This window comes from Streptomyces sp. NPDC002676, from assembly GCF_053592455.1.
In genome coordinates this window covers 211,483-226,581 of the sequence record NZ_JBSFVT010000001.1, presented here as the reverse complement: position 1 = coordinate 226,581, position 15,099 = coordinate 211,483, and the positions used below count along the sequence as shown (strand labels likewise).

Genomic DNA, 15,099 nt, shown 5'->3' with positions numbered 1-15,099 from the left:
TCACCAGATCAGCACCAGTCACGAAAGGACACGCGAACGCCTCCTGAAATGGCCCAAGTTGAGCCAAAAGGGATCGTTCACGACAGATCCTGAACGGTCGGCGACCGGCTCGGATCGGGGCGCGCGGCCCTACTGGAACACCGAGGGCGGTGGGGCCGGGGAGGACACCGCCGCATCGTCCGTCACGGGTACCGCGCCGCCGGTGAAGTCGGTGAGCTGCCTGCCGTGTTCGACGCGGCCGGGGTGCGGGTCGGAGGCGGCCCGGCGGGTGAGTTCGGCGAGCGGGAGCGGGGCGTCGGAGGCGACCAGGATCGCGTTGCCGAAGCGCCTGCCGCGCAGCACGGCCGCGTCCGCGATCAGCGCGAGTTCGCCGAACCGCGCGGCGGCGGTGGCGATCTGGCCGCGCAGATGGGCGAGCGGCGGGCCGTCGGCGAGGTTGGCGGCGTAGACACCGGCAGGCTTCAGGGCCCGGCGGACCTCGTCCAGGAACTCGGTGGAGGTGAGGTGGGCGGGGGTCCGGGCGTCGCTGAAGACGTCGGCGATGACCAGGTCGGCCCAGCCGTCCGGCACCTTGGCGAGCCCCTCGCGGGCGTCCGCCGAGCGCACCCGGATCCGCGCGCTGGGGTCCAACGGCAGCTCGCGCCGGACCAGTTGGACGAGGGCCGCGTCCCGCTCGACGACCTGCTGGGTGGAGCGGGGGCGGGTGGCGGCGACGTAGCGGGCGAGGGTGAGCGCGCCCCCGCCGAGGTGCACGGCGTGCACGGGCCTGCCGGGCGGGGCGACGAGGTCGATGACATGGCCGAGGCGGCGCTGGTACTCGAAGGAGAGGTACGCCGGGTCGTCCAGGTCGACGTGCGACTGGGGAGCCCCGTCGATCAGCAGCGTCCAGGCCCGGCTGCGCTCCGGGTCGGGGACGAGCTGCGCCAGCCCGCCGTCGACCGCCTCCACGACCGCCTCGATGGCGGCGCCCCTGCGCCGCGTGCTCCTGGACCTGCCCACCGGTCCATTCTCGCAGGTGGCACGGGCACCCGCCGTACGGCGGCCCCGCGGCGGCTCACCGGCAGCTGTCCGCCGCCTCGATCAGCCGGGCCGCCTCCCCCAGGGCCCGGCGCAGCACCACCGGGTCGGTGGCGAGGTCGGCCTCGTCGGGCGGCAGCAGCCAGTCGGAGCCCTCGACGGGCGGATCGGGGTTCAGCCGCAGCCCGCGCCCGCTCGTCCGCGTGCAGGTGCTGCCCGGTACGTCCCAGCAGGCGGCGGTGCCCGCCGGCACCACGAAGCCGAGGGTGTCGCACCCGTCGTCGTGCAGTACGGGCCCCACCGCCTCCCCGGCGCCCCGCCGCAGGATGTCGACGGCCTCCAGCCCCTGCCGGGCCGGTACGGTCACCAGGTCGCATGCCGTGTCATCGTTGCTCTGGCTGGTCTCCATGCCGGCCTCCACCACGCTGCCCTGCCAGTCCGCTGACTCCAACGACGCGAGTTCGTCAACGGCTACGGCACAAGTGCGCCGCAAAGGATGGCAGTTCATGGCAGATCGTGGATGAGATATCCGGTTTGTAGCCAAACACAGCGTGGCGAGTCCAACACAGCAGGTACTTTCTTGCTCGCCGGAACCAGGGTGTCACACGGGCAACTCACCCCAAAACCGCCCCGGATCCGGCATGGTTCGACGGTTCGCACGAGAGGACCCGGCCATGGCGTCGTCAACCGAGACCGCGTCACAGCCCGAACGGCCACCCCGGCCGAACCTCGCTTTCCGGAGGCTGCGCGGCCCCCGCTCACCGGCCGAGTTCGCGGCGCTGGTGCGACGGGCGGCGCACGAGATCGGTGAGCGGGTGAGCTGTGACGCGCGCTACGTCGGCCGGGTGGAGGCGGGTGAGATCCGCTGCCCGAACTACGCGTACGAACGGGTGTTCCTGCATATGTTCCCCGGCCGCACCCTCACCGACCTCGGTTTCGCGCCCCGCTCGGCCGTCCGCGGACGCGCGGCGCGCGAGACCGCGGACGCACCCGGAGCCCCCGACTCCGGTGAGTCACAAGGCCCCCTCGAGCCGTATGAAACGCAGGACCTGTATGACACGCAATGCCCGTACGAACCCCACGAGCCGTACGCGAAAGACCCCCTGAACCACGAGGAGAGCGACGTGCTGCGTCGCGCATTCATGACCGGCGGAGGCGCCACGATGGCCGCCGTCACGCTGAGCCCGCTGGGGCTCACCATCGACGCCGCGGCGGCCGAACGCCCGCTGCACCGCCCCGGCATCCCCGAAGCCGTCGCCCTGGAGGAGGCCGTCCGCCGCATCCGGCTGCTCGACGACCGGCACGGCGCGGACGGCCTGTACCGGCGCGCGGCGGCCCCGCTGCGCGCCGCCTACGCGCTGCTGGATGCCGGCGCGACGCGGCAGACCACCGCGGACCGGCTGCACTCGGGTGCCGGTGAACTGGCCATCTCCGTGGGCTGGCTGGCCCACGATTCGGGCCGGTTCGACGACGCCCGCTCGCACTACGCGGAGGCGCTGGCCACCGCCCGGATGACCGGCGACCCGGCCCTTGAGGCGCACGCCTTCTGCAACACCTCGTTCCTGGCCCGCGACGCCGGCCGCCCCAGAGAGGCGGTCCGGGCGGCCCAGGCCGCGCAACGCGTCGGCCGCGCCCTCGGCTCCCCCCGCCTGCTGTCCCTGCTCTCCCTGCGCGAGGCGGGCGGCTGGGCCGGGCTCGCCGACCGGACCGGCTGTGAACAGGCGCTGGTCCGCGCGAAGACCCTCTTCGAGCGAGGCCACTCGGACGCCGACCCCGAGTGGATGAGCTTCTACGGAGAGGCCGAACTGGCGGGCCTGGAGGCCCAGTGCTGGTCCACGCTGGGCGACTGGCGCCGGGCCTCCCGGCACGCGCGCCTCGCCGCGCGCCTCCAGGACCCGCACTTCACCCGCAACATCGCGCTGTACATGGCGGAGCTGGCGGACGACCTGGCGCGCGAAGGCCGTCCCGATGAGGCTGCGGAGGCGGGGCTGCAGGTGCTGTCTCTGCTCAGCCAGGTCCAGTCCTCGCGCATCCAGACGATGCTGTCCGGGACCGCGAGGGTGCTGTTGCCTCACCGGCGGGCGTCGGGGGTGTCGGAGTTCCTTGACCGGCATGCGTCGATGCCGAGGATCGGAAGGGCGTAGTCGGAAGATCGTAGGGGTGCAGTGCGCGCTACCCCGCCAAGTGCCCCAGGTCGTTCCAGCTCTCGATCGCCGGCTCCCCGTACGCCCAGCCCAGCACCGACAGCGAGGTCGGGTTCAGCCGTATCCGCGCCGCGAAGTCCAGCGGCAGCCCGAGCCACCGCGCCCCGATGGACCGCAGGATGTGGCCGTGGGCGAAGACCAGGACGTCGCGGTCGGCCGAGCGCGCCCATGCGACGACCTCGTCCGCGCGTGCGGTCACGTCGGCCAGGCTCTCGCCCTCGGGGACGCCGTCCCGCCAGATCAGCCAGCCCGGCCGTACGGCCTGGATCTCGGCCGGCGTCATGCCTTCGTAGGCGCCGTAGTCCCACTCCATGAGCGTGTCCCAGGTCTCGGCGCGCTCACCGAACCCTGCCAGCTCGCACGTCTCACGCGCGCGGGACAGCGGGCTGGTCCGCACCTCGGCCCCCGGCAGCCCGTCCAGCGGAGCGCGATGCAGGCGCTCGCCGAGCAGCTTGGCCCCGCGCCGGCCCTCTTCGAGGAGGGGGACATCGGTCCTGCCGGTGTGCTTGCCGGACAGCGACCACTCGGTCTGTCCGTGCCGGGCCAGCAGGATGCGCGGTGCCATGGGGGGCCTTTCGAAGAGAGGTACGGGAGGCGCAAATGTGCCGCTCCCATCATCGCGCACCCCCTCGACGGGCAACCTGGTGGTCGACCTCGGCGTCTTTGAGGACCGGAGTGCCCGCATGAGCGATATGCGGACGCCGTAAAGTGGCACGGTCGCCCGGCCGGGCGTCGCACAGCAGAACCAGAAGGGGGAGGGCGATCGGATGCCGCAGACCGAGACACCGGGCACCGAGGTGGCCCCGCGTACCCGGCTGCGGTGGTGGACCGAGCTGCCACTGATCCTCCTGGTGTACGGCTGCTACTCGGCGGGCCGTCTGCTCGCGCGCGGGGACGTTCAGTCCGCCGTGGACCACGGCCTGGCGATCCTGCGCTTCGAGAAGGCCCTGCACATCGACGCCGAACACCCGCTCAACCGGCTGTTCCGGCACGAGGCGTGGCTCGGGGTGCCGGCCGACTTCTGGTACGCGTCGCTGCACTACCTGGTGACGCCCGCCCTGCTGATATGGCTGTTCCGGGCCCGCACCGAGCACTACCGGACGGCCCGCACCTGGCTGATGACGTCCACGTTCATAGGCCTGATCGGCTTCACGCTGCTGCCCACCTGTCCGCCCCGCCTGCTCCCCGGGGTCCACGGGTTCGTCGACACGATGGCCGAGTACAGCTCGTACGGCTGGTGGGGCGGCGAGGCCAGCGCGCCGCGCGGCATGGGCGGCATGACCAACCAGTACGCGGCGATGCCGAGCCTGCACGTGGGCTGGGCGCTGTGGTGCGGGGTCATGCTGTGGCGGTTCGGCGGCACGCGCCTCACGAAGGTGCTGGGCGTCGCCTACCCGCTGCTGACCGCCCTGGTGGTCATGGGCACCGCCAACCACTACTTCCTGGACGCGGCCGCGGGCGTCGTCGTCATGGGCGTCGGCCTGCTGCTCGCGCCCCGCGTGATGCGCGGTCTGGATCTGGTCCGGGCGCGCCTGCGGCCGGGTCGCACGACGGTCGTGGCGGGCTCGGGCGGCGACGGTTCCCCGATTGTCAGTGCCGGATGCCAGACTTCCGCGGGTGAGCGAATTCCACGGCAGCGCGAGTCCGGGCCGGACGCCGGGGCCGAACCGGACGCCCCCGACACCGACGCGGGCGAAGGGGCCGGCGAAGGGGCTTCGGCAGCGGCTCGCTGAGCTGCGCGGTCCCGAGGTACCGGCCAAGGCCCTGGACGCGCGCGCCCTCGCGGCACTCGCCGCGAACCCGGGGTGCCGCCGGCGGGCGATCCTGGACGGCGCCGGGGTGGACAAGGTGGCGCTGGCGAGCGCGCTGGGCGCGCCGTCGGGCTTCGGTCAGTCGCAGTTCGCACTGACCCGGGGCAACGCGTTCGAGGCGCGGGTCAAGGCCGACGGCGGCGCGGAGCTGCTGCGGCTGGTTCACTCCCGGCTCGACCCGGGCGCCGAGCCGCCCGCGGGGGCCGCCGTGCCCGACCTGTCCGCGCAGGGCCCCGAAGGGCGTACGGCCCGTACGGCGCTGGCGCTGCGCGAAGCCACGCACGCGGGCGGCTGGACGCTGCTGGACCACCCGATGCTGGCGCTGGACGTCGCGGGCTCGCTCGCGTTCCTGGAGCCGGACGCGGTGGTGGTGCACCCGGACGGCAGCTGGACGGTGGTGGAGATCAAGTCCTTCCCGATGCTGGACGGCTCGGCCGACCCGGCGAAGGTGGGCGCCGCCGCCCGGCAGGCGGCGGTCTACGTACTGGCCCTGGAGGCGGTCGCGGCCCGTCTCGCCGATGAGGGCGAGACCGCCCCCCGGGTACGGCACCGGGTGCTGCTGGTGTGTCCGAAGGACTTCTCCAACCTGGCCACCGCCTCGGCCGTCGACATCCGCAAGCAGCGCGCGGTCACCGCCCGCCAGCTGGCCCGGCTCACCCGCGTCGAGGAGATCGCCGACTCCCTGCCGGACGGCACCTGCTTCGCCCCCGACCGGCCGGCCGAGGAGCTGACGGCGGCCGTCGAGGCGGTCCCGGCGACCTACACGCCCGAGTGCCTGTCCGCGTGCGAACTGGCCTTCCACTGCCGGGAACGCTCCCGCGCGGCGGGCGCCGTGACCCGCCTCGGCCGCCCCGCGCGTGCCGAACTGGGCGGCCTGACCACGGTCGAGGACGTCCTGGCCGCGGCCCGCGGCGAGCACGGCGACCCGGACGACCCGGCGGTGCAGGCGCTGCGCCGCGCGGCGGCCCTGCGCACGGAGGCGCTGGCCGCCCGCCAGGAGGTGGCCCCTTGTCGCTGATCACCACGCTCGCCCGGCTGGAGGCGGTCAGCAGCGGCCGGGCCCAGCCCGCCGCGACCGTCCGGCACCGGCATCTGTCCGCCCGCCCGCTGGTGTTCGTGCCGCTCACCACCGCCGGCGAGGCGGGCGCCCCGCTCGGCGCGCTGGTCGGCACCGACCGGGACGCGCCCCGGCTGCTGGTCGTTCCGCAGCCCCGCGACCGCGACCTGCGCTTCGCGTTCCTCGCGGAACTCGCCGACGTGGTGCTGCCGTACGTCGACGCATACACGGAGTCGGTCGAGGCGGCCGAGCGCAGCGAGACCGACCCGGAGACCGGAAAGCGGGTCAAGGTCGAGGTGGAGCTGTGCGCGGACGCGCCCCAGCTGATCGTGCCGAGCCGCGCGGGCCTGGACTTCGTACGGCTGCTGGGCCGCTCGATGCGCTTTCGGCGCACCGCCGAGCAGGACCCTGAGGCGCCCTATCCGGCCCCGCCCCGGGTGCCGCTGCTGGGCCGCTGGCTGACCCACTTCGGGGAGCGGTCCCGGGTCCCCGGCTCCTCCCTGCTCCTCGCCCTGACCGACGTGCTGTCCCGGCACTGGGCGACCGGCCAGTCGAGCGTGGAGGACCAGCACCTGGGCGCGCTGCTCGCCTGGATAGACCCTCCCGAGGGCAGCGACGGCGCCGAGGCGGCCGTCCGCGCCGGGCTCGCCCGGGACGCCGGCGGGCAGCTGCTGTGCCCGCCCGCCGGTCCGGCCACCGACCCGGCGTTCGACAACAAGCTGCTCGCGCCCGCCATCGAGCGCTACGACCGCGCCCGCACCGCCCTCGCCGCCGCCGAGGACGCCCTGGAGGCGGACGACCGGATGGCCGCGCTCACCGCGGCCGAGCGGGAGCTCCGCGACCTGGTGGCGAGCGTCGCCCGGCCCACCTGGGACGCGGTGTGGCGGGGCCTGGACCTGCTGCGGGAGCTGCCGTCGGGCGCGCATGTCGAGGAGCGCTGGACCCGGGACCGCTGGTCGTTCACCGGCCACCGTGACCGGGTCCTGGCCGGCGAGCCCCCGCAGCCGCGCCGCGACGACGCGGTGACGGCGGCGAACAAGCTGGCCACGCGCGAGCGCGAACAGGCCCGTCTGGAGGCGCAGGAGGCGCTGGACGATCCGCTGGTGATGGCGGGGCGGCGGCTGGCCGGGGAGGCGTTCGCGGGCGAGGTCACCGATGTCGTCATGGCGTACAGCGAGGGCAAGCGGCCGAGCCCGCGCCCGCTGGTGACGGTCCGCACGGACGACCGGCCGCACCTCCCCGAGCGGGCGAAGGCGTGCCGCTCGCTGGGCGGCAAGCCGCAGACGGCGGAGTTCGTGGGCTACGAGGGCGCTCCGGAGGAAGGCGGCAGCCTCCTCGTCGTCCTGCGCGTCGTCGACAAGATGGGCCGGGGCAAGGAGCCGGAGCCCGGTTCGGTGCCGGAGAAGGGCGACGCGGTGGTCTTCACGCTCTTCGAGCACGAGCAGCGCGGCGGCGCGAAGCTGCCCGACCCGGAGGACACCCCGTGGACGCACGGCGGCCCGCCCGGGGAGGCCGCACCGGAAGCCCCCGACACCGTGACCGAGGAGGACGTGCTGTGACGACGGTCGACTTCGACCCCGGGACCGCCGCCGCCCGCGCCACCGACGCGATCCTGCACGACACCCTGCACGGCACCGAGCGGGGCGTGGTGGTCGACTCCCCGCCGGGCGCCGGCAAGTCCACGCTGGTGGTCCGGGCGGCCCTGGAACTGGCCGAGGCGGGGCGGCCGTTGATGGTGATCGCACAGACCAACGCGCAGGTGGACGACCTGGTCCTGCGGCTGGCCGAGAAGAACCCCGAGCTGCCGGTGGGCCGCCTGCACAGCAGCGACACGGACGCCTACGACAAGGCGCTCGACGACCTGTCGAACGTCCGTACGTCGGCGAAGGCGGCCGACCTGAACGGCCTCCCGGTGGTGTTGTCGACGGCCGCGAAGTGGGCGCACGTCAAGGTGGACGAGCCCTGGCGGCACGCGATCGTGGACGAGGCGTACCAGATGCGCTCGGACTCGCTGCTGGCCGTGGCCGGCCTGTTCGAGCGGGCGCTGTTCGTGGGCGACCCGGGCCAGCTGGACCCGTTCGCGATCGTCGGCAGCGAGCAGTGGGCGGGCCTGTCGTACGACCCCTCGGCCTCCGCGGTGACGACCCTGCTGGCGCACAACCCGGACCTCCCCCAGCACCGCCTCCCGGTCTCCTGGCGGCTGCCCGCCTCGGCGGCGCCCCTGGTCTCGGACGCCTTCTACCCCTACACCCCGTTCCGCAGCGGCACCGGCCACGGCGACCGCCGTCTCAGCTTCGCGATCCCGGCGGACGGCTCCGGCCCCGACCGGGTGATCGACGAGGCGGCGGAGTCCGGCTGGGGCCTGCTGGAACTGCCCGCCCGGCACACCCCGCGCACGGACCCCGAGGCGGTACGGGCGGTGGCGACGGTCGTCCGCCGCCTGCTGGACCGGGGCGGCGCGGCGGTCTCGGAACGCTCGCCGGACCCCGCCCCCCTCACCGCCGACCGCATCGCCGTCGGCACCGCCCACCGCGACCAGGCGGCGGCCGTACGCGCGGCGCTGGCCGACCTCGGCGTGGCGGACGTGACGGTCGACACGGCGAACCGCCTCCAGGGCCGCGAGTACGACGTCACGGTCGTCCTCCACCCCCTCTCCGGCCGCCCCGACGCCACCGCCTTCCACCTGGAGACCGGCCGCCTGTGCGTCCTGGCCTCCCGCCACCGCCACGCCTGCATCGTGGTCTGCCGAGAGGGCGTCGACGCCCTCCTGGACGACTACCCGTCCACGGAACCGGTCCAGCTGGGCACGCTGATGAAGTTTCCGGATGGCTGGGAGGCGAACCACGCTGTCCTGGCGCACTTGGCGGAGCACCGCGTGAGATGGAGACCATGACGGCAGCCCCCAGCTGAACCTCAGCCCGCCACCAGCCCCACCGCCCCAGGACGCGCCCCCCGGCGCGGCACCCCCCACCCGCCGGACGGAGTCCGGCACGCCGCCGCAGGCGGCCGATGAATACAGCCCCGACGGCTGGGAGGCCAACCACGCTGTCCTGGCGCACTTGGCGGAGCACCGCGTGAGATGGATGCCACAGTTTTGAGGGCCTCTTGCGGGGGCGCGGGACAATAGGGGGTGGCCCACCAGGAGGGTGGGTGCAGCGAAGCGTATGAGTCCGTACGAGGAGGATGAAGACATGGCGGAGCCCACGCCGCGTCGGAACGAACCGCGGCTACGCCCCGCGCCCTTGATCTTCGAGCCCGCGGAGGCCGCAGCCGATCCCGATCACTTCTTCGACCTGGAGTCCATAGAGGATCCGCGGGCGCTGCTGGCGCGCGCGACGGAGCTGGCCAAGGCATTCGCCGCCGCCGCCGACCGCGCCATGGAGTACCAGGCCGTCGCCGCCGCCCAGCTCGCCGACCCGCGCCGCTTCGACCGGCTGACCCCGGCGGACATCGCCGAGCAGGCCGAGTGGACCGAGGACTATGCCAAACGGATGGTCGAGTTCGGGCGGGACCTGATGCGGGGCCCCACGAGCGAGGGGTACACCTCCGTCGACCCGGTGTGAACCCGGGCCCCGTCCGAGGACCCGTGCCTCGCCCGGCGCACCTGGCATATGCCGAGCGGGCAAGATACTCCTCCGCGCCCGCCCCTGTCCCGGTTTTCCGCAACCCAGCGGAATCGCCTGCTCACCACCGGTACATGTAGACGTCATGAGCAGCGCACCGAGCGTCACCTCCGCCACCGCCGACGGCACCGCCTGGCTCGCGTCGGCAGGAACGTACCCGCGCAGCATGCTCGCCCTCTGGGAGGAGCGCCCGGACTCCCCGGTCGTCCTGCCTTGCGGCACCGTCTTCGACGTGGTGAGTGCCCCGGCGGCCTTCGGGCGCCGCATGCTGGACCGACTGTGGGACGAGGGGCCGGGCTCCGGCCCGGTCGCGGTGTTCCGGGGCCGCATGCTGCTGTTCGCCGCCCCGGGCACGGCCCAGCGGCTGCCCTCGCTGCTGAGCTGGGAGGAGTGGGGAGGCGGGCACGGCAGCCGTACGGAGGCCGTGCCGCCGCTGCTGTGCCACGGCACCGGCGACGCGGTGACCGTCCCCGCACCCACCGGAGCCGACCCCGCCGGCGCCTCCCGCTGGCTCGCCGCCCCGGACACCCGGCACCCCTGGCTGCCGGGGCCGGAGGTCGTGCTCTGGGCGGCGGTACGGGCGGCCCGCGCCGCCGTACGGATATCGATTTTTCCTCCTGCCGACCAGGGTGCTAATGTCTACGACGTCAGCAGGCGCCGCTAGCTCAGTTGGTTAGAGCAGCTGACTCTTAATCAGCGGGTCCGGGGTTCGAGTCCCTGGCGGCGCACGATGACGATGGCGAGCTATGTCCGCAGAAAGCGCGGACCTGGCTCGCCATCTCTGTTATTGCGCGGCTTCGCCGCGCGCTGTGGGGGCTCCGCCACCCACACCCCCGAGAGGTCGGCGCAGCGAGCGTTCTCCCAGAGTCACCCGGGCGTGATCTTCACCGTCCAGGCCCCCGACGCCGTCCGCCCCTGCACCTCCACCCGCACCCCGTCCCCCGGAACCGTGAAGCTCTCCCCGAGGGCGACCGGGGCGTCGGCCAGGCGTGGGTAGACCGAGTTCTCCCAGCACGCCTCGGTGTGCGGGTGGGCGTCCACCACCTCGACCGGGCCGCCGCCCGACTCCGGGCCGCCGCGCACCCGGTACACCAGGACGCCCTCCCGGCAGGCCGCCCGGTCGTTGCCGGCGCCGCCGCGGGCCTCGAAGGCGAGGACGCTGTCGGGGCCGGTGCGCACGAGGGCCAGCTTGGTGCCGTGGCCGAGACCGAAGGCGGGGGCGCCGGCCGCACCCTGCACCGGGACGCCGGGGCCGGCGGCCAGCGGTTCGAGCGTCAGCACGGTCGAGCGCTTGCTCCGTACGCACACCACCTGGCGCGGATCCAGCCAGCCCAGCTTCCACTTGTGCCAGGCGAACAGGTCGGGCGCGAGGCCGAACTGGCTGCCCATCAGGTCCCAGTCACCCACGTAGGTGTCCCAGTCGACGCCCTTGCCGCCGTCCGGGCGGTGGTAGAGGTCGGGCAGGTCGAAGACGTGGCCGGTCTCATGGGCCAGGACCAGGCGGTCCGGCGGGTGTTTCTCGAACACGGTGACGACCCGGCGGACGTCGGTGCCGTCCATGTGCACGGGCGTGTCGAGGTTGACGACCTTCGTGGCGTCCGAGTCCACGCCGGGCGCGTCCGGGTCGGCGACGAAGTACACGATGCCGTAGCGGGAGAAGTCGACCTCCTTGTCGGCCACGGCGAACGCGTCACGCAGGTAGGCGGACCGGTCCGCGGTTCTCCAGTCCCGCTTTATGGCGTACGACGTGGACGCCTGCGGCATGCGCAGCCAGTGCCCGAGCGGGTGCGGGCGGACCGTGAACCTGCCGTAGGAGGCCTGTTCGTAGAAGCGGCTGGTGGCCGGGAAGTGGTCGGCCGTCAGCTCGGCGGGCATGGCGTGCGGGGTGGCGTCCGGGAAGGAGAGGAAGACCAGGACCGCGTCGAGCGGTCCGGTCGGGCGGGTGTAGTCGGAGTTCCAGGTGTCCAGGCCCTCCGAGTGGTGGGCCTCGGTGCGGTGCAGGGCGCAGGGCGCCGTCGAGAAGGGCTCGGCGACCGACGGGCCGGTGAGGATCGAGGTCGCGGCGAGCGCCGACATCGTGGTGCACACGGCGGCGGTGCTGCGCAGCTTGAGCACGACGGGACCTCCGGACGCGGTTCACGGGACACCGCACCCAGCCTGTAATTGTTTGCTGCGCTATGCCCTGTTTGCCTGCACCAGAAGGGTGAGCACGCCCCCGGCTCGCTCCGGCGCGCCCCGGCGGGCGACACCCCGGGACACTTACGGAACGTCACAACTGGTCGCTGACTTGAAGAACCTGTCCAGACGCGGGCAGAAACGATCTGTCTAAACTGCCGACCGGTCCGGGACACTGGACAGTGGCTGGAAGGGCCCGGGGCCAACCTCTATGATCGGCACACTTTCCGGCACGGACAGGCACGGACACAGATCGAGTGCACTGCGGGAGCGAGCGGTGAGCGGAACGTCCGAAGGGCCGACGCCCGCGGCAGACCTCGACCGGTCAGCCGTCACAGACAGTGACCACACCACCTATCACCGTGTCTTCGCGGCTGCCCCGCTCGCCATGGCCGTCGTGGACCGCGAGGGACGCGTCGGCAGCGCCAACGCGGCCTTCGGCGAACTGCTCGGCACCGAACCGGACGCGCTCACCGGGCGGATCGCCGCCGACCTGGTGGACCTCTCCTCGGACACCCGCACCTGGCACGCCTACCGCGAGGTGCTGCTCGGCCGGGAGGCGCGCCTGCGCTGCACACGCCGGTTGAAGCACCCCGCGGGCCGGTCGGTGTGGGTGCAGGTCACCGTCGCCCCGCTGAGCGGCGGCGGGCCGGGCGTGCTGCTGTCGGTGGCCGACATCAGCGCCCGCCGCGAACTCCAGGCGCGGCTAAGGCACTTGCAGATGCACGATCCGGTGACCCGGCTGCCCAACCGGACGCTGTTCTTCGAGCGCCTGACGGCCGCCCTGGAGGCGGAGGCGTACGAAACGAGCGGCACCGGCCGGATCGGCCTGTGCTATCTGGACCTCGACGGCTTCAAGGCCGTCAACGACACCCTCGGCCACCGGGTCGGCGACCGGCTGCTCGCCGCGGTCGCCGAGCGCCTGACCCAGGTCGCCGAGGAGGCCGGGTACGCCCGCGCCGGCACGCCCCTGGTGGCCCGGCTCGGCGGCGACGAGTTCGCGCTGCTCGTCGAGGACTCCACCGGCACCGAGCAGGTCGCCGAGCTCGCCGAGTCCGCGCTGAAGGCCCTGGAGGACCCCTTCGACCTGGCCGGTCAGCGCCTGTCGCTGACGGCGTCCATCGGCGTCGTGGAACGGCTGGCGGCCGGGACCACCGCCACCGGCCTGATGCAGGCGGCCGATACGACGCTGTACTGGGCGAAGGCAGACGGCAAGGGCCGCTGGACCCTGTTCGACCCGGAGCGCAACGCACACCGGATCACCCGTCAGGCCCTGTCCTCCACCCTGCGCCCCGCCATCGAGCGCGGTGAATTCGTCCTCGAATACCAGCCGTTGGTCGGCATGGACGACGGACGGCTGAGCGGGGTCGAGGCGTTGGTGCGCTGGCACCACCCGCAGTTCGGCACACTGGCGCCGAATCGGTTCATCGGACTGGCCGAGGAGGACGGTTCGATCGTGCAGCTCGGCCGCTGGGCGCTGGCCACCGCCTGCCGCCAGGCCCGCCGCTGGCAGCTCGACCACCCCGGCGAGGCGCCCATCTTCGTCAGCGTGAACGTGGCCGTGCGCCAGGTGTGGGACTCCGACCTGGTCGCGGACGTGGCCGAGACCCTCGCCGAGACAGGACTCGCCCCGCATCTGCTCCAGCTGGAGCTGACCGAGTCCGCGGTGATGGGCTCGGCGGGCCGCCCTCTCCAAGCGCTCCAGGCCCTCAGCGACATGGGCGTACGCATCGCCATCGACGACTTCGGGACCGGCTACTCGAACCTGGCCTACCTGAGCCGGCTCCCGGTCTCCGCCCTGAAGTTGGACGGCTCCTTCGTGCGCGGCTTCCAGTACGAGGGTGACACGTACCAGAACGACGCGTACGAGGGCGAGAAGCCGCCGGCGATCACCCCGAACCCGGCCGACGAGGTCATCGTGGAGGCGATGATCCAGCTCGCTCACCGCCTGGGCCTCACGGTCACCGCCGAGTGCGTGGAGACCTCGGCGCAGGCGACGCGGCTGCGCCGGATCGGCTGCGACACCGGACAGGGCTGGCTGTACTCCCGCCCGGTGTCGCCGGATCGTATCTCCGAGCTGCTGGGGGCGCGGGCCTACGCGGTGGGCAAACCGTAGGCGTCGGCGATCAGTTCGTACGAGCGCAGGCGCAGCGCGCCCCGGTGGCTGTGCGAGGTGAGCATCAACTCGTCCGCGCCGGTGCGCTTCTGGAGGTCGTCCAGGCCGGAGCGGACCTCGTCGGCGGTGCCGTGCACGATGTTCCCGGTCCAGGAGGCGGCGAACTCCTCCTCCATGGGGCTGAATTCGTGCTTCGCGGCCTCCTCGGGGTCCGGGAAGAGCCCGGGACGCCCGGTCCTGAGCCTGATCATGCTCAGCGCCATCGCCCGCACCTGCCGTCGGGCCTCCCGCTCGTCCTCCGTGGCGAGGGCGGAGACGCCGATGAGGGCGTAGGGCTCGTCCAGCACCGCGGAGGGGCGGAAGGTCTGCCGGTACAGGTCGAGGGCCGGGACGGTGTTCTGCGCGGAGAAGTGGTGCGCGAAGGCGAAGGGCAGCCCGAGCAGCCCGGCGAGACGGGCGCTGAAGCCGGAGGAGCCGAGCAGCCAGATGGGCGGCCGGTGCGTGGACTGGACGCCGCCGGGGGCGGTGCCCTGCACCGGGCCGGGGATGGCGTGAATCCTCCGGTACGGATGCCCGTCCGGGAAGTCGTCGTCCAGGAAGCGGGTGAGTTCGGCGAGCTGCTCGGGGAAGTCGTCGGCGCCCTCGTTCAGGGTGTCGGTGCGGCGCAGCGCGGCGGCCGTGGCCCCGTCCGTGCCCGGTGCCCGCCCGAGGCCCAGATCGATCCGCCCCGGTGCCAGCGCCTCCAGCGTGCCGAACTGCTCGGCGATCACCAGCGGGGCGTGGTTGGGCAGCATGACGCCGCCCGAGCCGAGCCGGATGCGCTCGGTGTGGGCGGCGAGGTGGGCGAGGATCACGGCCGGCGAGGAGGAGGCGACGCCGGGCATGGAGTGGTGCTCGGCGACCCAGTACCGGTGGAAGCCGCGGGCCTCCGTGAGGCGGGACAGCGCGACGCTGGTGCGCAGGGCGTCGCCGGCGGTACTGCCCGCGCCGACGGTCACCAGGTCCAGTACGGAGAGGGGGACGGGCGCGGTGCCGTGCGTCGCGCCCCGGATCTCGTCTGCCGACACGGTGTGGGCCTCCTGTTTTCCGGCGTGGG

General features: G+C 73.4%; 13 protein-coding genes and 1 tRNA gene. 9 read left to right on the top strand and 5 right to left on the bottom strand.

The window, feature by feature from the left end; translation table 11 throughout:
- Nucleotides 1-129: 129 nt before the first annotated feature.
- Both ACWD3E_RS01065 and ACWD3E_RS01060 read right to left on the bottom strand, forming a co-directional pair.
- Nucleotides 130-999 (bottom strand): spermidine synthase, encoded by an 870-nt coding sequence (locus ACWD3E_RS01065; RefSeq protein WP_451385433.1) that lies wholly within the window; start codon nt 997-999, stop codon nt 130-132.
- 55 nt (nt 1,000-1,054) lie between these two features.
- On the bottom strand, nt 1,055-1,426 hold the full coding sequence (locus ACWD3E_RS01060; RefSeq protein WP_451386470.1) for a hypothetical protein: 372 nt from the start codon (nt 1,424-1,426) through the stop codon (nt 1,055-1,057).
- A 265-nt stretch (nt 1,427-1,691) separates the two neighbouring features.
- Between ACWD3E_RS01060 and ACWD3E_RS01055 the strand changes: the two genes are divergently transcribed.
- Nucleotides 1,692-3,161 (top strand): hypothetical protein, encoded by a 1,470-nt coding sequence (locus ACWD3E_RS01055; RefSeq protein WP_451385432.1) that lies wholly within the window; start codon nt 1,692-1,694, stop codon nt 3,159-3,161.
- A 28-nt stretch (nt 3,162-3,189) separates the two neighbouring features.
- Here the strand turns inward: ACWD3E_RS01055 and ACWD3E_RS01050 are convergent, their stop codons facing one another.
- Nucleotides 3,190-3,786 carry a histidine phosphatase family protein gene (locus tag ACWD3E_RS01050; protein WP_451385431.1) on the bottom strand — a complete coding sequence of 199 codons (597 nt, stop codon included), beginning with the start codon at nt 3,784-3,786 and terminating at the stop codon, nt 3,190-3,192.
- Between the two features lie 202 nt (nt 3,787-3,988).
- Between ACWD3E_RS01050 and ACWD3E_RS01045 the strand changes: the two genes are divergently transcribed.
- From ACWD3E_RS01045 to ACWD3E_RS01015, 7 genes are all read left to right on the top strand, one after another.
- Nucleotides 3,989-4,954, top strand: a complete 966-nt coding sequence (locus ACWD3E_RS01045; protein WP_451385430.1) for a phosphatase PAP2 family protein — start codon at nt 3,989-3,991, stop codon at nt 4,952-4,954.
- On the top strand, nt 4,839-6,050 hold the full coding sequence (locus ACWD3E_RS01040) for a hypothetical protein (protein ID WP_451385429.1): 1,212 nt from the start codon (nt 4,839-4,841) through the stop codon (nt 6,048-6,050). The genes ACWD3E_RS01045 and ACWD3E_RS01040 overlap by 116 nt, the downstream gene beginning before the upstream one ends.
- Nucleotides 6,041-7,648 (top strand): hypothetical protein, encoded by a 1,608-nt coding sequence (locus ACWD3E_RS01035; protein ID WP_451385428.1) that lies wholly within the window; start codon nt 6,041-6,043, stop codon nt 7,646-7,648. The genes ACWD3E_RS01040 and ACWD3E_RS01035 overlap by 10 nt, the downstream gene beginning before the upstream one ends.
- Nucleotides 7,645-8,982 (top strand): AAA domain-containing protein, encoded by a 1,338-nt coding sequence (locus ACWD3E_RS01030; protein WP_451385427.1) that lies wholly within the window; start codon nt 7,645-7,647, stop codon nt 8,980-8,982. The genes ACWD3E_RS01035 and ACWD3E_RS01030 overlap by 4 nt, the downstream gene beginning before the upstream one ends.
- 298 nt (nt 8,983-9,280) lie before the next feature.
- Nucleotides 9,281-9,652, top strand: coding sequence for a hypothetical protein (locus ACWD3E_RS01025; protein ID WP_451350251.1), 372 nt, complete (start codon nt 9,281-9,283; stop codon nt 9,650-9,652).
- Nucleotides 9,653-9,797: 145 nt separating this feature from the next.
- The gene (locus tag ACWD3E_RS01020; RefSeq protein ID WP_451385426.1) at nt 9,798-10,376 is read left to right on the top strand and encodes a bifunctional DNA primase/polymerase; all 579 of its coding nucleotides are present in this window, start codon (nt 9,798-9,800) and stop codon (nt 10,374-10,376) included.
- Nucleotides 10,367-10,440, top strand: a tRNA-Lys gene (locus tag ACWD3E_RS01015). The genes ACWD3E_RS01020 and ACWD3E_RS01015 overlap by 10 nt, the downstream gene beginning before the upstream one ends.
- A gap of 139 nt (nt 10,441-10,579) precedes the next feature.
- Here ACWD3E_RS01015 and ACWD3E_RS01010 read toward each other — a convergent pair.
- Nucleotides 10,580-11,788 (bottom strand): M6 family metalloprotease domain-containing protein, encoded by a 1,209-nt coding sequence (locus tag ACWD3E_RS01010; RefSeq protein ID WP_451386469.1) that lies wholly within the window; start codon nt 11,786-11,788, stop codon nt 10,580-10,582.
- 376 nt (nt 11,789-12,164) lie between these two features.
- On the opposite strand from ACWD3E_RS01010, the gene ACWD3E_RS01005 reads away from it, so the two are divergent.
- Nucleotides 12,165-14,003: a putative bifunctional diguanylate cyclase/phosphodiesterase gene (locus ACWD3E_RS01005; protein WP_451385425.1), complete on the top strand. Its 1,839-nt coding sequence runs from the start codon at nt 12,165-12,167 to the stop codon at nt 14,001-14,003.
- On the opposite strand, the gene ACWD3E_RS01000 is transcribed toward ACWD3E_RS01005, so the two are convergent.
- Entirely contained in the window at nt 13,982-15,070 is a 1,089-nt protein-coding gene (locus ACWD3E_RS01000) for an LLM class flavin-dependent oxidoreductase (protein WP_451385424.1), read from the bottom strand. The genes ACWD3E_RS01005 and ACWD3E_RS01000 overlap by 22 nt on opposite strands.
- Nucleotides 15,071-15,099 lie beyond the last annotated feature (29 nt).